This window comes from Achromobacter ruhlandii (assembly GCF_002082135.1).
GTDB classification, from domain to species: Bacteria; Pseudomonadota; Gammaproteobacteria; order Burkholderiales; family Burkholderiaceae_B; genus Achromobacter; species Achromobacter ruhlandii.
Window position 1 is genome coordinate 2,086,087 of the sequence record NZ_CP017433.1, and the last position, 20,696, is coordinate 2,106,782.

Annotated in this window: 23 protein-coding genes; 8 read left to right on the plus strand and 15 right to left on the minus strand. The window is 67.8% G+C overall.

Annotated elements, in window-relative coordinates; genetic code table 11:
- The 4 genes from AruCF_RS09455 to AruCF_RS09470 form a co-directional block, all read left to right on the plus strand.
- A partial coding sequence (locus AruCF_RS09455; RefSeq protein ID WP_083036680.1) for a lytic murein transglycosylase occupies positions 1-1,126 on the plus strand: 1,126 nt, incomplete at its 5' end.
- Entirely contained in the window at positions 1,123-1,758 is a 636-nt protein-coding gene (locus AruCF_RS09460) for a class I SAM-dependent methyltransferase (RefSeq protein ID WP_083036681.1), read from the plus strand. The genes AruCF_RS09455 and AruCF_RS09460, both read left to right, overlap by 4 nt.
- 175 nt (positions 1,759-1,933) lie before the next feature.
- Complete coding sequence (locus AruCF_RS09465) at positions 1,934-2,509, plus strand: GNAT family N-acetyltransferase (RefSeq protein WP_063570309.1); 576 nt, start codon at positions 1,934-1,936, stop codon at positions 2,507-2,509.
- Positions 2,506-2,712 (plus strand): oxidoreductase-like domain-containing protein, encoded by a 207-nt coding sequence (locus AruCF_RS09470; RefSeq protein WP_053514712.1) that lies wholly within the window; start codon positions 2,506-2,508, stop codon positions 2,710-2,712. The genes AruCF_RS09465 and AruCF_RS09470 overlap by 4 nt, the downstream gene beginning before the upstream one ends.
- Positions 2,713-2,759: 47 nt before the next feature.
- Here AruCF_RS09470 and AruCF_RS09475 read toward each other — a convergent pair whose 3' ends face one another.
- The 10 genes from AruCF_RS09475 to AruCF_RS09520 form a co-directional block, all read right to left on the minus strand.
- Positions 2,760-3,062 (minus strand): type II toxin-antitoxin system RelE/ParE family toxin, encoded by a 303-nt coding sequence (locus tag AruCF_RS09475; protein ID WP_063570310.1) that lies wholly within the window; start codon positions 3,060-3,062, stop codon positions 2,760-2,762.
- Positions 3,059-3,346, minus strand: coding sequence for a CopG family ribbon-helix-helix protein (locus AruCF_RS09480; protein ID WP_063570311.1), 288 nt, complete (start codon positions 3,344-3,346; stop codon positions 3,059-3,061). Before AruCF_RS09480 ends, AruCF_RS09475 begins: the two co-directional genes overlap by 4 nt.
- Before the next feature lie 264 nt (positions 3,347-3,610).
- A complete protein-coding gene (locus AruCF_RS09485; RefSeq protein WP_054415951.1) occupies positions 3,611-4,048 on the minus strand; it encodes an acetyltransferase in 438 nt (145 codons plus the stop codon).
- Positions 4,049-4,060: 12 nt separating this feature from the next.
- Positions 4,061-5,800, minus strand: a complete 1,740-nt coding sequence (locus tag AruCF_RS09490; RefSeq protein ID WP_083036683.1) for a M14 family metallopeptidase — start codon at positions 5,798-5,800, stop codon at positions 4,061-4,063.
- Between the two features lie 57 nt (positions 5,801-5,857).
- Positions 5,858-6,724 carry an ABC transporter permease gene (locus tag AruCF_RS09495; protein ID WP_063580078.1) on the minus strand — a complete coding sequence of 289 codons (867 nt, stop codon included), beginning with the start codon at positions 6,722-6,724 and terminating at the stop codon, positions 5,858-5,860.
- A gap of 5 nt (positions 6,725-6,729) precedes the next feature.
- A complete protein-coding gene (locus tag AruCF_RS09500; RefSeq protein ID WP_006385014.1) occupies positions 6,730-7,653 on the minus strand; it encodes an ABC transporter permease in 924 nt (307 codons plus the stop codon).
- Positions 7,654-7,831: 178 nt separating this feature from the next.
- Complete coding sequence (locus AruCF_RS09505) at positions 7,832-9,364, minus strand: ABC transporter substrate-binding protein (RefSeq protein WP_059271585.1); 1,533 nt, start codon at positions 9,362-9,364, stop codon at positions 7,832-7,834.
- 54 nt (positions 9,365-9,418) lie between these two features.
- Complete coding sequence (locus AruCF_RS09510) at positions 9,419-11,272, minus strand: ABC transporter ATP-binding protein (protein WP_063570313.1); 1,854 nt, start codon at positions 11,270-11,272, stop codon at positions 9,419-9,421.
- Positions 11,273-11,281: 9 nt separating this feature from the next.
- Positions 11,282-11,794 (minus strand): winged helix DNA-binding protein, encoded by a 513-nt coding sequence (locus AruCF_RS09515; protein WP_054415947.1) that lies wholly within the window; start codon positions 11,792-11,794, stop codon positions 11,282-11,284.
- A gap of 274 nt (positions 11,795-12,068) precedes the next feature.
- Entirely contained in the window at positions 12,069-12,557 is a 489-nt protein-coding gene (locus AruCF_RS09520) for an Lrp/AsnC family transcriptional regulator (RefSeq protein WP_104011041.1), read from the minus strand.
- 122 nt (positions 12,558-12,679) lie between these two features.
- Here AruCF_RS09520 and AruCF_RS09525 point away from each other — a divergent pair, with 122 nt between their 5' ends.
- Positions 12,680-14,155 (plus strand): aminotransferase class V-fold PLP-dependent enzyme, encoded by a 1,476-nt coding sequence (locus AruCF_RS09525; protein WP_063570314.1) that lies wholly within the window; start codon positions 12,680-12,682, stop codon positions 14,153-14,155.
- A 54-nt stretch (positions 14,156-14,209) separates the two neighbouring features.
- On the opposite strand, the gene AruCF_RS09530 is transcribed toward AruCF_RS09525, so the two are convergent.
- On the minus strand, positions 14,210-14,575 hold the full coding sequence (locus AruCF_RS09530) for a hypothetical protein (RefSeq protein ID WP_059271579.1): 366 nt from the start codon (positions 14,573-14,575) through the stop codon (positions 14,210-14,212).
- A 178-nt stretch (positions 14,576-14,753) separates the two neighbouring features.
- Between AruCF_RS09530 and AruCF_RS09535 the strand changes: the two genes are divergently transcribed.
- The 3 genes from AruCF_RS09535 to AruCF_RS09545 all read left to right on the plus strand — a co-directional run bounded on the left by AruCF_RS09535 (position 14,754) and on the right by AruCF_RS09545 (position 17,147).
- Positions 14,754-15,359 carry a class I SAM-dependent methyltransferase gene (locus tag AruCF_RS09535; protein ID WP_063570315.1) on the plus strand — a complete coding sequence of 202 codons (606 nt, stop codon included), beginning with the start codon at positions 14,754-14,756 and terminating at the stop codon, positions 15,357-15,359.
- Between the two features lie 201 nt (positions 15,360-15,560).
- Positions 15,561-16,790: a formamidase gene (gene fmdA / locus AruCF_RS09540; protein ID WP_059271574.1), complete on the plus strand. Its 1,230-nt coding sequence runs from the start codon at positions 15,561-15,563 to the stop codon at positions 16,788-16,790.
- A gap of 24 nt (positions 16,791-16,814) precedes the next feature.
- A complete protein-coding gene (locus AruCF_RS09545; protein WP_063570316.1) occupies positions 16,815-17,147 on the plus strand; it encodes a zinc ribbon domain-containing protein in 333 nt (110 codons plus the stop codon).
- A gap of 142 nt (positions 17,148-17,289) precedes the next feature.
- On the opposite strand, the gene AruCF_RS09550 is transcribed toward AruCF_RS09545, so the two are convergent.
- The 4 genes from AruCF_RS09550 to AruCF_RS09565 form a co-directional block, all read right to left on the minus strand.
- Positions 17,290-18,033, minus strand: coding sequence for an ABC transporter substrate-binding protein (locus AruCF_RS09550; RefSeq protein ID WP_063570317.1), 744 nt, complete (start codon positions 18,031-18,033; stop codon positions 17,290-17,292).
- Positions 18,034-18,177: 144 nt separating this feature from the next.
- Entirely contained in the window at positions 18,178-18,597 is a 420-nt protein-coding gene (locus AruCF_RS09555) for a copper resistance protein NlpE (RefSeq protein WP_054415938.1), read from the minus strand.
- Between the two features lie 133 nt (positions 18,598-18,730).
- Positions 18,731-19,648 carry an SMP-30/gluconolactonase/LRE family protein gene (locus tag AruCF_RS09560; RefSeq protein ID WP_063570318.1) on the minus strand — a complete coding sequence of 306 codons (918 nt, stop codon included), beginning with the start codon at positions 19,646-19,648 and terminating at the stop codon, positions 18,731-18,733.
- 16 nt (positions 19,649-19,664) lie between these two features.
- Complete coding sequence (locus tag AruCF_RS09565; RefSeq protein ID WP_083036684.1) at positions 19,665-20,663, minus strand: Bug family tripartite tricarboxylate transporter substrate binding protein; 999 nt, start codon at positions 20,661-20,663, stop codon at positions 19,665-19,667.
- Positions 20,664-20,696 lie beyond the last annotated feature (33 nt).

Below are 20,696 nucleotides of genomic sequence, written 5' to 3' on the forward strand. Positions count from 1 at the left end.
CAAGGGCGCCACCGCCAACGGCCTGACCCTGGCCGACTGGGACAAGTACACCGCCAAGGCCAAGCTGCTGCCCACCACCGTGGCGTCCGCCCAAGGCCAGCCCGAGGGCCGCGAAACCTGGTGGGACTACATCGCCAAGACGGTTGACGACGAGCGCGTGGCCGATGGCCGCGCGGTGCTCGCCAAGTACGGCAAGCAGCTGGGCGACATCAGCCAGCAGTACCAGGTGGACCCGGCCACGCTGGTCGCCATCTTCGGCATCGAGACCAACTACGGCCGCCAGGTCGGCAAGACCGACGTGCTCAATGCCTGGCTGACGCGCGCCTGCACCGAGAACAAGACGCTCTGGGAAAAGAACGCCTACGCCTCCGTGCGCCTGCTGCGCGACGGCGTGGTGCCGGCCGACAACTTCGTCGGCTCCTGGAGCGGCGCCTTCGGCATGACGCAGTTCATCCCCACCTCGTTCTACGAACTGGCGGCCGACGGCGATGGCGACGGCAAGATCGATCTGTACAACTCGCTGCCCGACGCCCTGGCCTCGACCGCCAATCACCTGCGCAAGCGCCGCGCCAAGTGGACCCACGGCCTGCCGGCGGTAGTGGAGGTGCGCGTGCCGGCCGACGTGGCCGCCGCCATTCCGCCCGCGCCCGACGCCGAATACGTCGGTTCGCAGGACCGCCGCAGCATCGCGCAGTGGGCCGAGGCGGGCCTCAAGCAGGGCGACGGCTCCGCGCTCAAGCTGGCCAGCGGCAACGACCAGCAGGCCTACCTGTTCGCGCCCACCGGCGCCAAGGGCCCGGTGTTCCTGGCCACCGTCAATTTCGATGCGATCCTGCACTACAACCAGTCGCGCCGCTACGGGCTGGCGGTGGCGTTGCTGCTGAACCGCCTGCAGGGCGGCCCGGCGCTGGCCACGGCCTGGCCGACGGATGACCCCGGCCTGTCGCGCGCGCAGATCAAGGAAGTGCAGGAGATGCTCAACGCTCGCGGCTATGACGTCGGCACCGCCGATGGCATTCCCGGCGCCAAGACCCGCGACGCGGTGCGCGCCGAACAGGAAAAGCGCAACCTGCCGCAGGATGGCCGCGTGGGCAAGCGCATCTACGACGCGCTCAAGGCCAAATGAGCGCCCCCGATTCCGCGCAAACTGTCGACGGCAGCGGGGCCGTGGTCTCGGGCACCCAGGGCTACGGCGAAAATGCCGCGGCCCTGGCCGAGCAGTACGAGAGCATCGCTTTCGCGGATGTGCATCGCGACGTGGCGCACCTGATCCCGGCGACGCCGTCGCGCATCGCCGACATCGGCGCCGGTTCGGGCCGCGACGCCGCCGCGCTGGCCCGCATGGGCCACCAGGTGGTGGCGGCCGAACCCACGCCCGAGCTGCGGCGCGAGGGCCAGCGGCGCCACGCGCAGCCCAACCTGGAATGGGTCGATGACGCCTTGCCCGAACTTGCAGGCCTGCAAGGGCGCGAGTTCGACGTGATCATGCTGACCGCCGTCTGGATGCACCTGGACGCGGACGAGCGCGCTCGCGGCATGGCGGCGCTGGCGGCCTTGCTGGCGCCCGGCGGCCAGATCCTGATGTCGCTGCGCCACGGCCCGGTGCCGCCCGGCCGCCGCATGTTCGACGTGTCGGCCGAGGACACCATCGCGCTGGCGGCCGGGCATGGCCTGTCGGCGCATCACCTCGTCAGGCGCGAAGACATGCTGGACCGTGCCGACGTGCACTGGAGCTTCCTGGGCCTGCGGCGCAGCTAGCGGGAAAGGCCTGCCCAGGCCGCCGCGCCGGCGCGACCGGCACCCGCCGCGATTGCCGCGCTTTGCGCCGCGTACCGCGACGCCAGCGGTGTGTCCACGGTGCGAAAGCGCGGTGGCATGCGGGGGCGGGCATGGATATGATGCAAGGCACCGTTTGTGTCCATGCTTCGAGATCATGCCGTCCGCTTTGCTACCCGAATCCTTCGTCACCCGGCGCCTGCGCGCCGAGCGCATGTCGTCGACCGATCTGCCCTTCATCACCGCGATGCACGCCGACGCCGCCCTGATGGCAACCATGGGCGGCACCCGCGACGCCACGGCCAGCCGGCGCTACGTCGAGCACAACATGCTGCATTGGGCCGAACATGGCTACGGCATGTACGTGCTGAGCGAGCGCGACAGCGGCGCGCTGGCCGGCCGAGCCGGCCTCAAGCTGGCGCTGTCGGGCAAGATCGAGCGGGTCGAGATTGCCTACGCGTTCATGCCCACCTGTTGGGGCCGCGGCCACGCCTCGGAAATCACCCGCGCCTTGTTGGCGCTGGGATTCGAACGCCTGCCGGTGGACGCGCTGAGCGCCGTGGCGATACAGGCCAACGCCGCGTCGCTGCGCGTGATGGAAAAATGCGGGATGCGCTGGATCGAGACCACCGGCGAAGGCGAGGCGCGCAAGCTGCGCTACGAAATCCGGCGCCAGCAATGGCGGGCCCTGGCGGACGACGCGGCGCCGATCGGCGCTAACATGCGGTCATGAGTCCCGCGAATACCCCCGATACCCCGAACACCACTCCGCCCGCCGACGACGATCCGCCGCCCGTGCCGCCCGAGGCCCCCGCGCCCGAGGAGTGCTGCAACAGCGGCTGTATCCCTTGCGTCTACGACACCTACAACGAAGCCATGGACGAATACCGCGCCGCGCTCAAGGCGTGGCGCGCGCGGCATGGCGAGGCGGGGTAGGGGGGCGCGGAACCGCCAGTTGGTCCGGCCTAGCCGTACCGCGGGATTCAACGGTTGCCCGGCGATGGATCCGGCGTTGGCCACTGCCGGGCCGCATGCAGCACGCGCAGCATGCGCACCAGATCGTTCTTCACGTCGTAGATCAATAGATAGTTCGGGTGCGCCACCAGCTCCCGGGTGCCAGCGACACGGCCCGGACGACCCAGGCCGGGATGATCGATCAGGCGTCCCGCCTGCTGTTCGAGCAGCTCATCAAGCATCAGCGCCGCAACGGGGTTATCGGCCTCGATGAAATCGTAGATCGCCTCCCGGTCCCGGATCGCTTCGGGCGTCCAGCGCAATGCCCTCACTTGGATGTTTCAAGCCGGCGACGGGTCGCGGCGCGACGGGCCGCGAATTTGGTTTCGACCTCGGCGGCCGGCGCCAGGCGGCCGGCGTTGGCGGAATTCAGGCCCGCTTGCACCTGGCGGCGGAACCAGGCGTCATGCTGGGCCGCTTCCTGTTGTTGCTGCACGTACTCCCGCATGAAGTCACGCAGAAGCTGCGCGCCGGTGCGGTCTCGGGCCTTGGCGGCCATGGCGAACTCGTTTTTCAAGGCCTCATCCACTCGAAAGGTAAAGGTAGCGTCGCTCATGGTGCGGTTCTCATGTGTTACACGATAAGTGCAGCGTAGCACACCGCACCCATGGCGCATGTGTAGAGCATTCTCCACTCCAGCGGGAAAGGCAATCAGGTAAGCCGTCAGTCGAGTGATATATCCAGCACGCTCATCGGACCGGTGTCCGTGCGGCCTTCCCCGCGTCGGAGTCCTCTCGCCGGCTGGTAAGGATGGTCGCGGCCCAGGGCCGGCGCAGGGCGTTCCTGGTGCCGACCCGGGGGCGTTGACCTGACGTCCGCCTCAGCCCGCCAGCTTCATATGGATGATCGGCCGCGGCCGCCCCGCGGCGTCGGTTTCCGAACGGCCCACGTCTTCAAAGCCATAGTGCTTGTAGAACCCATGCGCCTGCGGATTCTGTTCATTGACGTCGACCCGCAGGCTGCCGTGCAGCGACAGCGCGAAATTCAGCAGGCGTCGCCCGGCGCCCTTGCCGCGCTTGTTGGCGTCGACGAACAGCATCTCGACCTTGTTGCCGTTCAGGCCCATGAAACCGGCGACCTCGCCGGCATCGTCCTCGCAGACCCAGACGCGCACCGACGGCAGGTAGGTGTTGAGCACCTGCGGGTACATGGCCTGGATTTCCTTCTCGGACAGGAACGTATGGGTGGCGCGCACCGAACGGAGCCAGATGTCCACCAGGGCGAGGTCGTCGCCGTGGTTGCGTTCTCGGATGTTCATGTCGGGCGCTTGCTAATGTCCGGAGCGGTGGATGTCGGTCGCCGCCAGGACGGTTTCCATTTGCACAGTATGCGCGAAAACGAAGCGGTCCCCGTACACGGTTTCATCCGGAAACTCGGAGATCAGCGCCATCGGCAGCGCTTCCCGGTCGGTCTCCGTGACCTGCACGGGGATGCCGTTCAGCACATCGAATCCGGTTTCGAGCGCGTGCGCGTGGAATAGTTCAAGCTGGCGCGCATTGAATTCGACCAGGCCGGGCACGTTACGGGCCAGTCGCGCCGTCACGCCCTCGATCAGGCGGCGGGCGCGTTCGCGCCAGCCGGGGTGGTGGCGCAGCACCAGGAAGAAGCCCTTGGGGATGGTCCACAGTTCGAAATTGCGCGGCAGGTAGCCCGACAGGGGACGGGTCCACTCGTGGGCGGGGTAGCCGTGCAGGTTGATGTGCAGTTGCGCGCCGCTGATGGCGTGCGCCTGGTGGCGGCCCTCGCGTTCGAAGAACGGCGCGTGTTCGCGGTAGGCGATGTCGTCGCCCAGCGCGCTGTAGCGCGAGGCGTGCAGCATGTGGCGCGGATGCTGTTCGCGCAGGCGGTTAAAGAGCGCGTAGCCGTCCGGGTTCTCGGCGGCGATCAGCGCGAAGTGGGCGTCGCCGCGCGCCTTCAGCGCCTGCGCCGCGCGCAGCGCGCCGACCACGCCGGAGGTCTCGTTGGCATGCTGCGCGCCCGAAATGAAGACCGCCGGGCCGGGGCCGCGCAGATAGGTGCCCAGCACCGGGCGGCCCTGGCGCGACACGGCCTGGAAGGCGTCGCCGCCGAGCGCGGCCATGCAGCCGGCGATCTGCCCGGCCGCCAGCGGCTGGCGCAGCTCGGCCAGCGGCGCGTCCAGCGCCACGGGCGCCACCGGCGCCGGCGGCGCGAAGGGTTCCAGCGTCACCAGCACGCGCGCCGCGCCGTCGTGGCGGCGGATGTCGGGAATGATCTGCCCGGGCTGCAGGCCGCGGTCGCCGGAGGGGCGGCCGGAGTGGTGCTGGAAGTGTTCCAGCAGCGTGAAGTACAGGTCTTCGTGCAGCGCTTCGAAGGTGCTGACGATTTCCTCGTCGACCGGCAGCGCGAAGTCCATGCCGGGCAGGTCGACGCGGATCTCCAGCCGGTCGAAGTACGGTTCGTGCGCGCCCCAGGGATGGTTGCGCACCGTGTCGACAATGCTGCGAAAGGCCTGCTGGTACTCGGTGGCCTGGGCCGCGTCGGTCTGGATGGCGCCCTCGGCGTCGCGCACGCGCAGCCAGCCGGTGGGCGACAGTTCGGGCGTGCCGTCCTGCGCCTGGCCAAGCTGGTTGGGCGCGAACACGCGATCTTCACGGCGTCGGCCGTCGGCATAGACGAGCGTGACGTCGTAGTGCAGGTCGGACGCGCCGGGCTTCATCGTCACGCGCACGCCTTGCAGCAGCGCCACCAGCGGGTAGGCTTCGAGCGTGAAGCGCTTGGGCAGCGCGTGCTCATGCCGCGGGTAGCGCAGGTCGACCGCCACCAGGCCGTCGCGTTCGACTTCTTCCAGGAAGTAGTGCAGCAGCGGCTTGTAGGCGCTGCGAAAGCGCGCCGTCACGCCGGCCTGCGCCAGCCGCGCCTCGGCCTCGCGGCGCGCGTCGACGCCTTCGAACAGCCAGCCTTCCACCGCCGCGCCACGCCAGGCCGGGGCCTTGTAGGCATGGATCCAGGCGTCCAGCGTGCGGTCGAATGTCTTTTCCAGCAATGCCATCGTCAGTAGTCCTCAAGTGCCTGCCGGAGCAGGCCGCCCCAGGGCGGGGGCACACATTTACACCTTGCCGGTGGGGTCCAGGCGATCGCGCAGCCAGTCGCCCAGCAGGTTCAGGCCCAGCACGGTCAGCATGATCGCCAGGCCGGGGAACACGCTCACCCACCACGCCGTCTGCATGTAGGTGCGGCCATCGGCCAGCATACCGCCCCAGCTCGGGATCATGGGATCCACGCCCAGGCCCAGGAAGGTCAGGCTGCTTTCCAGCAGGATGTTGTTGGCGACGTTCAGCGTCATCAGGATCACCAGCGGGCCCAGCAGGTTGGGCACGATGTGATGGCGGATCATGGCCAGGTCGCGCACGCCGAAGGCGCGCGCCGCCAGCACGAACTCGCGTTCGCGCAGCGCCAGCACCTGGGCCCGCACCAGGCGCGCGTACTGCACCCACTGCGAGATGATCATGAAGAAGATCACGTTGAACAGGCCGCCGCCGAGGATGGCGATGAAGGTGATGGCCACCAGGATGAACGGCAGCGCCAGCTGCACGTCGGCGAAGCGCATCACGATCATGTCCCAGAAGCCGCGGTAGTAGCCGGCGATCAGGCCCATGATGATGCCGAGCAGGGCGCCGCCCAGCACCGACGCGAAGCCCACCAGCAGCGAGATCTTGCCGCCGACGATGACGCGCGCCAGCACGTCGCGGCCCAGCGGGTCGGTGCCGAACAGGTGGGCCGCGCTGGTGAAGGGCGCCATCAGGCGGGCGGTCAGGTCCATGGACTCGCCGCCATCGGGAAACAGCCAGCCCGAGGCCAGCACCAGGACGATCATGACGCCGGTCAGCGCGGCGCCCAGCACGAATTCCAGCGAGCGGTAGCGGCTGCGCGGCTTGACGGCCTTGGGAGCGGCGGGGGAAGTAGTGGTCTGCATGGGGCTCACCGCGTGCGGATACGGGGATCGACGATGCCGTAGGCGATGTCGACGATCAGGTTGACCAGGACGATGACGGCGGCCAGCACGGTGACCGTGCCTTGCAGCACCGGATAGTCGCGGCCGGAGATGGCGTCGAACGCCAGCGTGCCCAGGCCGGGCCAGTTGAACACCATCTCGATGACGACGATGCCGCCGATCAGGCCGCCGAACTGCAGGCCCAGGTAGGTGATGAGGGGAATGGCGCAATTGCGCAGCGCGTGCTTGTACAGCACGATGCGCTCCTTCAGGCCCTTGCTGCGCGCCACCATGATGTACTGGGCCGACAGCGTCTCCAGCATGGTGGTGCGCACCAGGCGGATGTTGGTGGCGGACAGGATGATGGCCATGGTCAGCGACGGCAGCACCAGGCTGGCCGGACCGCTCCAGCCCGACGGCGGCAGCAGCGGGAAGGTGATCGACAGCAGCAGCACCAGCATCAGCGCCAGCCAGAAGTTGGGGAATGACAGCCCCACCAGCGACAGAATGCGGATCGCCTGGTCGGTGGGCTTGCCGCGCTTGATGGCGGCCTGGATGCCCAGCGGCAGCGAAATCAGGATCGAGGCGATCAGCGAGGTGAACGCCAGCATCAGCGTGGCCGGCAACGCGTCGCCGATCAGCTTGGCGACCGAGGTGCCGCCCATGAAGCTGCGGCCGAAGTCGCCGTGCAGCAGTCCCTGCATGTAGCTCAGGTATTGCTCGTGGAACGGCCGGTTCAGGCCCAGCGCCTGGCGGATGTTGGCCAGGTCCTGCTCGGTGACGCTGCCCGAGCCCTGGCTGAGCATCAGCGCGGGGTCGCCGGTCAGGCGCACGGCGTAGGAGACGAGCAGCGTCACGGCCACGATCACGAAGACCGCCTGCAACACGCGTTTAATCAGAAATCCGGTCATGAGGCTCCGCCAGGGCTTTCGCCCCGGCGAATCAGTAGGGTTAATGCGTCAATGCTTCACAGACATCGCGACGCCCAATCAGGCATCGCCCCCCTGGCGGGATGCCGCGGATCCGGCTTTGCCGGTCCCCTGGCATGCCCCCTCGAGGGGGAAGCGCGCAGCGCTTCGGGGGTGGGCTCTATTCGACGGTCGTATCGACGAACCGGAAGCGGATGTCGCCCGGCACTTCCAGGTTCTTCACGCGCTTGTTCACGCCGACGATGGTGTTCAGGCTGTACAGCGGCAGTTCCAGCGCCTGGTCGGCCACGTAGCCGGCGATCTCCTGCAGCATGGCTTCGCGCTTCTTCACGTCATAGACGGTGCGCTGCGCTTCCAGCATGGCGTTCAGCTTGGGATCGTTGTCGTACGGATTCCACTTCTGGCCCGAGTGGTACATCAGGTAGGCCGTGTTGTCGTAGTCGTAGGTCCAGCCGCCCCACTGGTTCTGCCACATCTCGCCGGTCTTGCCGCCGGGGATGATGTCGTTGAGCAGCACGCCGGTCTCATACGGCTTGATGGTGGCGCGCACGCCGACCGCCTGCAGATAGCCCGACACCGCCTGGGCCACTTCGCGGAAGTTCGAATCGCTGCCGCGCACGTCGATCTGCACCGTCGCGCCCGGCTTGATGCCGGCGCCGGCCAGCAGCTTCTTGGCTTCGGCGGGGTTGAAGGGCAGGGGCTTTTGCTCGGGGTTGTAGCCGAACGACTGCGGACCCTGGAAGCTGGCGATGGTCTTGGCCTGGCCCAGCAACAACTGCTTGACGATGGTGTCGCGGTCCACCGCCATGATCAGCGCGCGGCGCACGTCGCGGTTCTGGGTGATGCCGTTCTTGGTGTTGTAGCGCAGCGCGAAGGCGACCGGGCCGCCGGTCGAGATGACGTCGGCGTTGCCGGACTTCTTGACCGTCTCGATCAGGCCCAGCGGGATCAGCGTGGCGATGTCCACGCGCCCGGCCTGCAGTTCGGCGACCTGGGTGCCGGGCTCGCTGATGAAGCGGTACACCACCTTGTCCAGCTTGGGCTTGCCGCCCCAGTAGTCGTCATTGCGCGCCAGGGTCACGTTGACCTTGGGCTGGTAGCTCTCGAACTTGAACGGGCCGGTGCCGACCGGGTGGGTGTTGAAGTTCTCCTCGCCCTTCTCCTGGATGTACTTGGGCGGCACGATCATGGCGCCGTAGCCGGCCAGCTTGGTCAGCAGCACGGGATCGGGCTGCTTGAGGATGAAGTCGACGGTGTACTCGTCCACCACCTTGACCTCGCCGATCGAGTCGTAGTTCGACTTCTGCGGGCCCTTGGCGCCTTCCGCGCCCAGCAGGCGCTCGAACGTGAACTTGACCGCCTCGGCGTTGAACGGCTCGCCGTTGTGGAACTTGACGCCCTGGCGCAGCGTGAAGCGCAGGCGCTTGTTGTCGTCCAGGTATTCCCACTTGGTGGCCAGGCCGGGTTGCAGCTTCAGGTCGGCGCCGCGCATGGTCAGGCCGTCGTACAGGTTGCTGCCGACCGAACCCCAGAACGTCACGAAGGTGTCGATCGGATCCCAGCTGCCCGGATCCTGGTTGATGGCGACGTTGAGCGTGCCGGCCGCGTGCGCGGTCGACAGGACCGCGGGCAGCGCGCCGCCCAGCGCCAGGGCCAGGGCGGTGGCGGTGAAGGTTTTGCGTAGGGAGAGCATGTTCAACTCCAGGGACGGGAAATCGGCCGGGCCGACGTGTAGAAAACGGAAGGTTCAGGCGGCGCGGGCCACGCGGTGGCCGGGCGCGAATTCAACCAGGGGAACGATCGCCGGCTCGTCGCCCACGCGCCGCACCGGGCTGGGGATCTCGCCCTCGATCAGCGAGGTGTCGATGTGGCGGCCGGGCTCGGCCACCGGCACGGCGGCCAGCAGCTTGCGGGTGTAGGCGTGCTGCGGCGATTCGAAGATCTGGCGGCGCGTGCCCAGCTCGACGATCTGGCCCAGGTACAGCACCGCCACGCGGTGGCTGACCTTCTCCACCACCGCCATGTCGTGGGTGATGAACAGGTACGACAGGCCGCGGTCTTTCTGCAGATCCATCAGCAGGTTCAGGATCTGCGCCTGGATCGACACGTCCAGCGCCGACACCGATTCGTCGGCGATGATCAGCTTGGGGTTGCTGGCCAGGGCGCGCGCGATGCAGACGCGCTGGCGCTGGCCGCCCGAGAACTCGTGCGGATAGCGGCGCGCGTGCTCGGGTTTCAGGCCCACCTGTTCCAGCAGCTCGCCGACGCGGCGCGCGATGGCGGCCTCGTCGGTCAGCAGCCGGTGGGTGCGGATCGGCTCGGCGATGCTGAAGGCCACGGTCTTGCGCGGGTCCAGCGAGGCATACGGATCCTGGAAGATGTATTGGATTTCCTGGCGCAGGCGCTGGCGGCCGGCGGCGTCCATCGAGAAGATGTCCTGGCCGTTGTAGCGCACCGCGCCCGAGGTCGGCGCCACCAGCTGCTGCAGGGTCTTGCCGATGGTCGATTTGCCGCTGCCCGATTCGCCCACCAGCGCCAGGGTTTCGCCGGGGTAGACGTCGAAGCTCACTTCCTCGACCGCGTGCACGCGGTGGGTGACGCGGCCGAACAGGTTGTGGCCGACGTCAAAGCGCGTGGTCAGCTTCTCGACGCGCAGCACCGGCTCGTCGTAGCGCGCCGTGTCCTGCTCGCGGGTCTCGCCGACTTCGCGCAGCGTGTCGCCTTCCAGCACCGTCTGCGGCGTGCGCAGCGGCAGGTCGCGGCCGGTCAGGCTGCCCAGGCGCGGCACGGCGGCCAGCAGGGCGCGGGTATAGGGATGCCTGGGCGCGCGGAAGATCTCTTCCACCGGGCCCTGCTCGACCTTCCTGCCACGCAGCATCACCACCACGTCATCGGCCATCTCGGCCACCACGCCCATGTCGTGGGTGATGAAGATTACGGCGGTGCCCAGGTCGCGCTGCAGTTCGCGGATGGTGTTCAGGATCTGCGCCTGGATGGTCACGTCCAGCGCGGTGGTCGGTTCGTCGGCGATCAGCAGGCGCGGCTGGCACGACAGCGCCATCGCGATCATCACGCGCTGGCGCATGCCGCCCGACAACTGGTGCGGGTAGCGGTCCAGCAGTTGTTCGGCGTCCGGCAGGCGCACCTTCTCCAGCAGCGCGCGCGCCGCCTTGCGGGCGGCCGAGCGCGACAACTGCTGGTGCAGCATGATGGCCTCGATGATCTGGTCGCCGATGGTGAACACCGGGTTCAGCGAGGTCATCGGCTCCTGGAAGATCATGGCGATGTCGTTGCCGCGGATCGCGCGCATCTGTTCGTCGGACGCGGCGGTCAGGTCGACCTCGCGGTCGTCGCTGTCGCGGAACAGGATCTGGCCGGTGGCGATGCGGCCGTTGTTGTAGTCCGTCAGGCGCATGATGGCCATGGACGTCACCGACTTGCCCGAGCCGGACTCGCCGACGATGGCCAGCGTCTTGCCCGGCCGCACGTCGAAGTCCAGGTTCTCGACGGCGCGGAACACGCCGGTTTCGGTATTGAAGTCCACCGAGACGCCGCGCACGGAGAGCAGCGGCTGGGCGGAGGAGGCGGGAAGGCTAGACAACGTGGATTCTCACAGCGAGGTGGCGGCGCGGGCGGCCTGGTCGTACAGGCCCGACAGGGCGCGCAGGGTATTGGCCAGCTGGTGGCTGGCATCGTCCGCGGCGGGGGAGTCGATGAAGGGTTTCACCAGGCATTGCTCGCGCACTTCGGCGTAGCGCTGGATCGCGGCGGCGCCGGCATCGGTGGTGGTGTAGATCACTTCCTTGCCGGTCTTGGCGCTTTGCACCACGCCCAGCCGCTCCAGCTTCTTGAGCGAATAGTTCACCAGGTGGGTGTCTTCGACATTGAGCGTGAAGCAGATGTCCGCCAGTTTCTTGCCGCGGCCGCGATGGAACACGTGGTTCAGCACCAGGATGTCCAGCGAGGTCAGCTCGGGCAGCCCGGCACAGGCCATGCAGCGGACCATCCAGCGATTGAAGGCGTGCGAGGCGATGATCAGGCCGAACTCCACCTCGGACAGCTCCGGGGCGGACGAGGCGAGATGGGAGGAGGAAACAATGGCGTCCCGGACGGAAACAGGCATGGGAGGCAGATGGGGACGGATCGACAATAAAACGTTGGCGAATTATTGACGATTTGTGGATATGCAGGCATCCGGGATAACCCGTGGATATAAGTCGCCCCCGGGGTTCATGACCGCAAGTTATTCCCGCGGCGGCGTCGCGCCGGGATCGTCGGGCCGCCGAGGCCGCCGTGCAATCCGGCTTCCCCCTCGCGCGCCATGCCGCGTCACGCGCCGTGCGGGTTGCCCAGCGCGAGCGGATGCGCGCCGCCGCGCGATGGCGCGCGGACCCTCGCTATGCCGCGCCCGTCGATTCCTGCAACAGCCCCAGGTCGGGCGGGCGGTTCTCGATGATGGCTTCCATGCTGAAAAAACCCGTCACGGTGGACAGTTCGAAGTCGGTGATGAGCTTTTGGTAGAAGCGGTCGTACCCGGCGATGCCGCGGCAGACCACCTGGATCAGGTAGTCCCAGTCGCCGCCGATGCGGTAGAAACCGGTCACTTCGGGCAGGCGTTCCACATGCTTGCGAAAGCCGTCGGCCCATTCCTTGGCGTGATGGCTGGTGCGGATCATGACGAACACCGTCAGGTCCAGCCCGAGTTCGGCCAGGTTCACCTCGGCGCGGGTGCCGCGGATGATGCCGCAGGCGTTCAGCCGCTGCAGTCGGCGCCAGCAGGCGTTCTGCGACAGGCCGACCCGGTCGGCCAGCTCGCGCTGCGACAGCGAGCCCTCGCGTTGCAGGCAGGAAATTATATTCAGATCAAACTTGTCAATTTTTTCCATGAATTCGATCAAATGATCTGTTTTCAGTGATTTTAAGGAAAATTTAGGTGAGGTTTCAAAATTCCTTCCATCGTATGATATTCCGATAATTCTCTTGCCAGCCGTTTCATCGAATCCGCACCATGTCTACCCAAGCGACCCCGGCCGCCACAGGGCCGTTGCGCCAGTTCCAGCAATCCCTGCAATCCCCCGACATCATCGCCAGCCTGGCCGACGGCCTGATCGGCAAGGACGCCGTCATCGAAGGCCCCTTTGGCCTCAAGCCGCTGGTCTACGCCGACTACGTCGCCTCGGGCCGCGCGCTCATGCAGGTCGAGCGCTTCGTCCTGGAACACGTGCTGCCGTACTACGCCAACTCGCATACCGAGGCCTCCTTCTGCGGCGGCTTCATCACGCGCCTGCGGCGCGAGGCGCGCGCCGTGGTCGGCCGCTGCTGCGGCGCGGACGACGAGCACGCCGTGATCTTCTCCGGCTCGGGCGCCACCCTGGGCATCAACCGCCTGGTGCATCTGTTGGGCGTGCCGGCCGCCCTGGCGGCGGGGCGCAAGGTACGGGTCGTCATCGGCCCCTACGAGCATCATTCCAACATCCTGCCGTGGCGCGAATGCGGCGCCGACATCGTCGTGCTGGCGGAAAGCCCGCAGGGCGGCCCGGACCTGGGCGAACTCGACGCCGCGCTGCGGGCGCCGGACGGCACGCTGGTCATCTGCGCGCTGTCGGCCGCCTCCAACGTCACCGGCATCGTCGCCGACGTCGAGGCCATCACCCGCCGCGTGAAGCGCGCCGGCGCCCGGATGATCTGGGACTACGCCGGCGGCGCGCCGTACCTGGACATCCGCATGACGCCCGCGGCCGATGCGCCGATCGACGCCATCGTGTTCTCGCCGCACAAGTTCATCGGCGGGCCCGGCGCGTCCGGCATCCTGATCGTGCGCCGCGACGCGGTCGTGCCGACCACGCCCACCTTCCCGGGCGGGGGCACCGTCAAGTTCGTCTCGCCCAGCCACCACGACTACAGCGCCAGCCTGGAAGCGCGCGAAGAGGCGGGCACCCCCAATGTGGTCGGCGACATCCGCGCCGCGCTGGTGCTGCTGGTCAAGGAAGCGCTGGGCAACGACCTGATGGCGCGGCGCAACGCCGCCTTCGTGCGGCGCGCGCTGGCCCGCTGGCAGGGCGATCCCCGCCTGGAACTGCTGGGCTCGTTGACCGCCCCGCGTCTGCCGATCTTCTCCTTCCGCGTGCGCGACGGCCAGGGCGGCTACGTGCACCAGCAACTGGTCACGCGCATGCTGAGCGATCGCTTCGGCATCCAGGCCCGCGGCGGCTGCGCCTGCGCCGGCCCGTACGTGCACAACCTGCTGGAGATCGACGAGGCCGAATCGGCGCGCATGCGCCAGGCCATCCTCGATGGCCGCGAAATCGAAAAGCCGGGTTTTGTCCGCCTGAATTTCAGCGTGCTGCTGTCCGAAGCCAAGGCCGACTTCATCCTCGATTCGGTGCGGGCATTGGCCGCCGATGCGACCGAGTTCGAAGACCGCTACGACTTCGACCCCGCGCGGGCCATCTTCTTCCCGCGGCCCGCCTCGGCGGTGGCCTGACGCGGTCGGCGGCCGCGCATCGCGGGGGCCTGGCCCCGCTGCGCAGCCGTCCCTTCATTCCTTCATGTAGGGGCCGCAGGTATTGATCCAGGCGGTCTTGAGCGCGGCCAGGTTGTCGGGCCGGTCCTTCATCGCGCGCACGGTCTTCTCGGGAAATTCCCCGCCGTCGCGCACGCATTGCTCGTAGTCATCGACCAGCTCGAACTCCATGTCCAGCAGGTCCAGCCGACCCTGGCACAGCGGCGCGTTCAGCTCCTGCCAGTTGGCGGTCTCGCGTCCCTTCTGCACCTTCACCGCCTCCTGGTAGCGGGCGGCGCTGGCGTCGAACCGCGCCACGCATTCCTTGGCCGCGTGGGCGGCGCCCAGCGGCAGGGCACAGGCAAGCAGGAGCAGGGCGGACAGGGGGCGGGGCAGGAACATGGGCAACGGTTTTCCGGCGCGGCGTGGCCGCGAAATGCAATGGCGCATCATAACTGCCGGCGTTGCCGATGCCGCATAGCGACGCCTTCCGTCGGTATCGAGCCATATAAGACCGATCCAATAGCCAAGCGCGCCTGCGCACCGCATATTGCTTTCCCGCAAGACAAAAGGGAAACCCATGCGCAAATTGAAGTACATGAGCAAGCGGGCATTGTTCCGGCTGTCGCCCGTGCTGGCCGAACGCTGCGGTGTCGACTTCAGGCTGGACACGCCCAGCCGGGCCTTTCTTGAACAGCGCGTGTTCGACTACCTGAACCGGCTCGCCGCCGGCCGGCGCGCGCCGCAATCGTTGCTGTTCCTGGGCGTGGACAAGCATAACTGGCACTATCCGCGGTTGCTGCGCGCCAACTTCCATTCGCTCGACATAGCCCCGCGCAACGCGGTCTACGGACGCCCGGGGAAGCATTGGACCGGCGACGCGCTCGCGATGGCGGCGCATTACGGCCCCGATGTCTTCGACGTGGTGATCGCCAACGGCCTGCTCGGCTTTGGCATCGACGGCGAGTCCGGCCTGCGCCGACTGCTGGCGCAATGCCACGCCGTGCTCAAGCCCGGCGGCATGCTGGTGCTTGGCTACAACGACCTGCCCGAGCGCACGCCTTTTCCGGTCGAAGTGGGCCCGGGATTCGAGGAGTTCGTGCCCGACATCGACGGGGTAATCGCTTCCCGCCACATGGTGGCGGACCCCTTCCGCCACGTCTACTGCTTTTGCCGCAAGCGTTGATCAGCCACCATGCATGGCGTCGAGCGGGCTGGGGCCGTCATGGCGTCACTGTGAAAAAACCCAGTTTACCGTTGCCTGAAACTGGCCTACCGTGCATGACGAATCAGTCGCTGGCCGCGCCGTTCAAGGCGCCAGGCATCCTGGCCGGCCATTGATGGCAAGTTCTGTTTTATCAACACGTTGCGTTGGAGATGAAAGAGAATGACCGATACCCTCATCCAGGTCGACCTGACCCAGTCCCCGTACGAGAACAAGCAGATCCACAACCGCTGGCATCCGGATATCCCGATGGCCGTCTGGGTCAAGCCCGGCGATGATTTCATCCTGGAAACCTACGACTGGACCGGCGGCGCCATCAAGAACGACGACAGCGCCGACGACGTGCGCGACGTTGACCTGTCCACCGTGCACTTCCTGTCCGGCCCCGTCGGCGTCGAAGGCGCCGAGCCCGGGGACCTGCTGGTGGTGGACCTGCTGGACATCGGCGCCAAGCCCGATAGCCTGTGGGGCTTCAATGGCTTTTTCAGCAAGAACAACGGCGGCGGTTTTCTCACCGACCATTTCCCCCATGCGCAGAAATCCATCTGGGATTTCCACGGCATGTTCACCTCGTCGCGGCACATACCGGGCGTCAGCTTCGCCGGCCTGATCCATCCCGGCCTGATCGGCTGCCTGCCCGACAAGAAGCTGCTAGACACCTGGAACCAGCGCGAGCAGGCGCTGATCGACACCAACCCGAACCGCGTGCCGCCGCTGGCCAATCCGCCCGCGCCCAAGACGGCGCACATGGGCGCGCTGCAAGGGGCCGAGCGCGAGCGCGCGGCGGCCGAGGGCGCGCGCACCGTGCCGCCGCGCGAGCATGGCGGCAACTGCGACATCAAGGACCTGTCGCGCGGGGCGCGGGTGTTCTTCCCGGTCTACGTCAAGGGCGGCGGCCTGTCGGTGGGCGACCTGCATTTCTCGCAGGGCGACGGCGAGATCACCTTCTGCGGCGCCATCGAGATGGCCGGCTGGGTGCACATGCGCGTCACGTTGATCAAGGGCGGCATGGATAAGTACGCCATCCGCAACCCGATCTTCAAGCCCAGCCCGATCACGCCGGCCTACAAGGACTTCCTGATCTTCGAGGGCATCTCGGTGGACGAGGGCGGCAAGCAGCACTACCTGGACGTGAACGTGGCCTACCGCCAGGCCTGCCTGAACGCCATCGAATACCTGAAGAAGTTCGGCTATTCGGGCGCGCAGGCGTACTCGATCCTGGGCACGGCGCCGGTGCAGGGGCACATCAGCGGAGTGGTGGACATTCCCAACTCCTGTGCCACGCTGTGGCTGCCGACCGAGATCTTCGATTTCGACATCCAGCCCTCGGCATCGGGGCCGGTCAAGCACATCAAGGGCGGCGTCGACATGCCCTTGTCGCGCGACCGCTGAGGCGCCCGCGCCAAGGAGACCGACATGCCCATGTATGACTACGCTTGTGCCGACTGCGGCGAGTTCGCGGCGCTGCGGCCGCTGGCGCAATGGCGCGATCCAGCCGACTGTCCACGCTGCGGCGCGGCGTCGAACCGCATCGTTGGCGGCGCGCCCGCGATCTCGGCGCTGTCGTCGGCCGTCAACCGTGCCCATGCCGCCAACGAGCGCAGCGCCAACGAGCCGCGCAGCTCGCGTTCGGGACACGGCATGAATTGCGGTTGTTGCGCGGGCGGACGCAAGTCCGGCAGGACCCGCGCCACGGCCGATGGCGCCAAGTCCTTCGCCGGTTCGCGGCCCTGGATGATCAGCCACTGACGCCGGTGGCGATTCCCGTCGATGACGGCCCGCATGTCGGGGCGTCATCGACGGCTCGCCAAGCGGTGGCGTGGCGCGTGATCCCGCCGCGTGCAAGGTGCGCGCGGCGCGCAATCAAGCGAGGCTGCCGCCTCGCTTTTTCTTACCGCGCGGCTTCCAGCGGCGCCACGGCGGCGCCCTGGATCTTGTGGCGCGCCAGCGCCTCGGCGACGAAACCGCTTTTCTTCATGGCTTCGACAAAGGCGGCCAGGTAGGCGCTGGCCTTGGCGCCACGGCGCTTGGGCACGCCCATGGCCTGGCGGATCAGCATGAAGTGGCCGTCCAGCAGGCGCAGGCCGCCCAGGCGCTGGGCGTCGGCCTGCAACTGCTGTTTGACGCCGGCGGCCACTTCCATGTTTTCCTTCACGAAGGTATCGACCACCGCCGGCGAGGTGGGCGCGCGGAACAGTTCGGCGTGCTTGATCTCGCGCGTCAGGTACAGGTCATAGGCGCTGCCCTTGCCGACCACCACGCGCTGGCCGGCGCGGTCCACCTCTTCCATACGGGTGATGGGCGAATCGTCGCGCACCAGGTAAGCGCCCTCGATCACCACATAGGGCGCGGTGAAGGCGATCTGCTCGCCGCGCAGCGGATCGATCGCGAAAAAGCCCACGTCGGCCTGCTCGGCGGCGACCGCGTTGACCGATTCGCCGGCGGATTTGAACACCACCAGTTCCAGCTTCACATCCAGCCGGCGCGCCAGCTCAGTGGCCAGGTCGACCGACACGCCGCCGGGCGCGCCGGTGTCGGGATGGCTGTTGGCCAGGATCGGGTTGCCCAGGTTGATGGAGGCGCGCAGCGTGCCCGTCGGGGCAAACGCGTCGAGCAGTTCGTGATCGGTCTTCATGGATCTTCCTTCCTCGAGGGACGCCGCCGGTGTCGCGGCATGTGCAGCCCAGAGAATAGCCGCAAGCGAGGCGCTTGCGTGCCGCTGGCGGCGCCGACGGCAGGGCGCGGGGCCCGCCGCCGGCGCGGGGCCGATGACGCCGCGCTATTGCGCGCGGCGCAGCACGTAGTGCGGCGCCAGCGGACCGGTGGGGCGGGTGCCGTCGCGGTACAGCATGATCACCTGGTTCTCGGCGACGAAGTAGCGCTGGCTGTCGCCGGAGGCGTCCAGCCGGATGGTGCTGCCGTCGGATTCCCAACTGAAGGTGCCGGCCACCGCTTCAGGCTGCGGCTGGCGATCCAGGTATTGCGTGGTGCGCTCGTAGCGGCCGTCCTTCATCAGCGTCAGCCGGGTGCGGATGCCGGGGCAGTCGGCGCAGGGCAGCGTGCCCTCGTAGCTGCCGGGCCAGTCCAGCGAGTCGCGCGCCGTGTGGTTGTCCACGGGCACGGCGGCCGTGTGTCGGGAAGGGGCGCAGCCGGCAAGCAGGGCGACTGTCAGGGTGCAGGTCAAGGTGGTTTTCATCATGGCGAGCTCCTGTGTTGCGGTGCGCCCACGATACGGACGCACGCCCATCCTTGCTGAAACGGGATGTAAAGGCAAGCGCGGCGGGCCCGCCGCGCAGGCGCGCAATCCCGCCGGGCCCGGCACCCGGAGCGCGTCAGCGCGGGGCCACGGCCAGCAGGCCCGGATGGGGCGCGCGCGCGGTCAGGATGGTGCCCGTCACCGACTCGGTGCAGAACAGCGTGCGGCCATCCTCGCCGCCAAAGGCCAGGTTGGTGGTCGACATGCCCTTGGGGCTGCGCCAGACGATCAGCGGTTCGGCGCGAGGGTTGAGCAGCCACACGTAGCCCAGCCCCGGATTGCAGACCAGCAGGTTGCCTTCGCGATCCACCGCCAGACCGTCCGGGCCGCTGGGGCCGTACGAGGTGAAGAACTGGCTCACCTTGCTGACGCTGCCGTCCGCCATCAGCGGCACGCGCCAGACGCAGTTGCCGCGCGTTACCGCCAGGTACAGCACCTTGCCATCCGGCGACAGCGCCACGCCATTGGGGCTGGGGATGTTGTCGAGCAGGCAGTCCAGCTGGCCGCCGGGACGCAAGCGGTACAGTCGGCCGCTGGGATCGTGCAGGCCGCTCTGGCCCTGGTCGGTGAAATAGATATTGCCCTGCGCATCGAAGGTCAGGTCGTTCACGCCCTTGAAGCGCTCGCTGTTGCGCCGGGCCAGGTAGGGCGTGACCTGGCCGCTGGCCACGTCCAGGACCATCAGGCCATTCTTGTAGTCCGTGATCAGCAGTCGGTCGTCGTCCAGGAACTTCATGCCGTTCGGTTCGCCGTCGTATTCGGTCACCAGGGTCCACTGACGGTCGGGCCCGATGCGGAATACCCGGCCCCAGGGGATGTCGGTGACGTACAGATTGCCGTGGCGGTCGAACACCGGGCCTTCCAGGAACGAATCGACCGGCGCCCCGGCGCGGTTGGCGTCGGCCCAGTCGCTGCGCTGGAGGCGGCGGAAAGCGTCGGGCATGGCGCTCCATGCTTCGAAGGGCGCCACCTCGGGCGGTTGCAGGAAAAACATGGCGTCTCCTCGGTGTCTATTTGGCGTCGTAGCCGATGCTGCGGGCCACGTTGCCCCACATCACGTTGCTGTCGGCCAGGATCCGGCCGAATTCCGCCGCGTCGGCGGCGCGCGGCTCGGCGCCCATCTTGGTGGCGAAGGTCTGCATTTCCTCCGACGCCATGGCCTTGGCGACCTCGCGTTGCAGGCGTTCGGTGACTTCCGGCGGCGTGCCCTTGGGCGCCCACAGGCCGGTCCAGTTGACCACGCCGAAATCCTTCACGCCAGCCTGCGCGAATGTCGGCACGTCGGGAAGCACCGCCAGGCGCTTGGCGCCGCTCACGGCCAGCAGTCGCAACTGTCCGCCCTGCGCCGGCCCCATCAGGCCGGTGGTCGAGGCGAACTGGAAGTCGATCACCTTGCCCAGCACCGCCTGCGTGGCTTCGGCGGCGCCCTTGAACGGCACGTGCATGAATTTCACGCCCGTCGCCCGCGCCAGCCCTTCGGCGGCAAAGTGCGGCGTGGTGCCGGCGCCGCCCGAGCCGTACGTCACCGAGTCGGGCTTGGCGCGCGCCCGCGCCAGCAGGTCGTCGAGCGTGCGATACGGGCTGTCGGCCACCACCGCCAGCGCCATGGGCGCGAAGATGAAGGCCGTGACCGGCTGCAGGTCCGCCGCCGGATCGAAGGGCAGTTGCTTGAAGATGTGCGGCAGCAGCGAATAGGTGGTGTCGTTGGCCACCAGCGTGTAGCCATCGGCCGGCGCGCGGGCCACCTGGTTGACGCCGATGGTGCCGGTCGCGCCGGGCTTGTTCTCCACCACGAAACTCTGGCCGGTCTGCGTCGACAGCATCTGCGCGACCTTGCGCGTGGCCACGTCGACCGCGCCGCCCGGGACGTAAGGCACCACGATCCGCACGGGGCGGCTGGGCCAGGCGTCGGCGGCGTGAGCGGCGGCGCCCGCCAACAGCGGCACGGCGGCCACGACGAGCCGCGCGGCGCGGCGCAGGAAGGGGCGGGTTCGATTACGGTGATTCATTTGTCGTCCTCTGTTTTTATGCGGGAATGTCAT

Coding starts and splice junctions, on each gene's coding strand:
- AruCF_RS09555 (WP_054415938.1), bottom strand. CDS start 18,597: ATGATGAAAACCACCTTGACCTGCACCCTGACAGTCGCCCTGCTTGCC.
- AruCF_RS09490 (WP_083036683.1), bottom strand. CDS start 5,800: ATGGCATTGCTGGAAAAGACATTCGACCGCACGCTGGACGCCTGGATC.
- AruCF_RS09505 (WP_059271585.1), bottom strand. CDS start 9,364: ATGCTCTCCCTACGCAAAACCTTCACCGCCACCGCCCTGGCCCTGGCG.
- AruCF_RS09465 (WP_063570309.1), top strand. CDS start 1,934: ATGCCGTCCGCTTTGCTACCCGAATCCTTCGTCACCCGGCGCCTGCGC.
- AruCF_RS09550 (WP_063570317.1), bottom strand. CDS start 18,033: ATGAAGACCGATCACGAACTGCTCGACGCGTTTGCCCCGACGGGCACG.
- AruCF_RS09530 (WP_059271579.1), bottom strand. CDS start 14,575: ATGTTCCTGCCCCGCCCCCTGTCCGCCCTGCTCCTGCTTGCCTGTGCC.
- AruCF_RS09525 (WP_063570314.1), top strand. CDS start 12,680: ATGTCTACCCAAGCGACCCCGGCCGCCACAGGGCCGTTGCGCCAGTTC.
- AruCF_RS09535 (WP_063570315.1), top strand. CDS start 14,754: ATGCGCAAATTGAAGTACATGAGCAAGCGGGCATTGTTCCGGCTGTCG.
- AruCF_RS09470 (WP_053514712.1), top strand. CDS start 2,506: ATGAGTCCCGCGAATACCCCCGATACCCCGAACACCACTCCGCCCGCC.
- AruCF_RS09565 (WP_083036684.1), bottom strand. CDS start 20,663: ATGAATCACCGTAATCGAACCCGCCCCTTCCTGCGCCGCGCCGCGCGG.
- AruCF_RS09485 (WP_054415951.1), bottom strand. CDS start 4,048: ATGAACATCCGAGAACGCAACCACGGCGACGACCTCGCCCTGGTGGAC.
- fmdA (WP_059271574.1), top strand. CDS start 15,561: ATGACCGATACCCTCATCCAGGTCGACCTGACCCAGTCCCCGTACGAG.
- AruCF_RS09460 (WP_083036681.1), top strand. CDS start 1,123: ATGAGCGCCCCCGATTCCGCGCAAACTGTCGACGGCAGCGGGGCCGTG.
- AruCF_RS09480 (WP_063570311.1), bottom strand. CDS start 3,346: ATGAGCGACGCTACCTTTACCTTTCGAGTGGATGAGGCCTTGAAAAAC.
- AruCF_RS09545 (WP_063570316.1), top strand. CDS start 16,815: ATGCCCATGTATGACTACGCTTGTGCCGACTGCGGCGAGTTCGCGGCG.
- AruCF_RS09520 (WP_104011041.1), bottom strand. CDS start 12,557: ATGGAAAAAATTGACAAGTTTGATCTGAATATAATTTCCTGCCTGCAA.
- AruCF_RS09515 (WP_054415947.1), bottom strand. CDS start 11,794: ATGCCTGTTTCCGTCCGGGACGCCATTGTTTCCTCCTCCCATCTCGCC.
- AruCF_RS09500 (WP_006385014.1), bottom strand. CDS start 7,653: ATGACCGGATTTCTGATTAAACGCGTGTTGCAGGCGGTCTTCGTGATC.
- AruCF_RS09495 (WP_063580078.1), bottom strand. CDS start 6,724: ATGCAGACCACTACTTCCCCCGCCGCTCCCAAGGCCGTCAAGCCGCGC.
- AruCF_RS09560 (WP_063570318.1), bottom strand. CDS start 19,648: ATGTTTTTCCTGCAACCGCCCGAGGTGGCGCCCTTCGAAGCATGGAGC.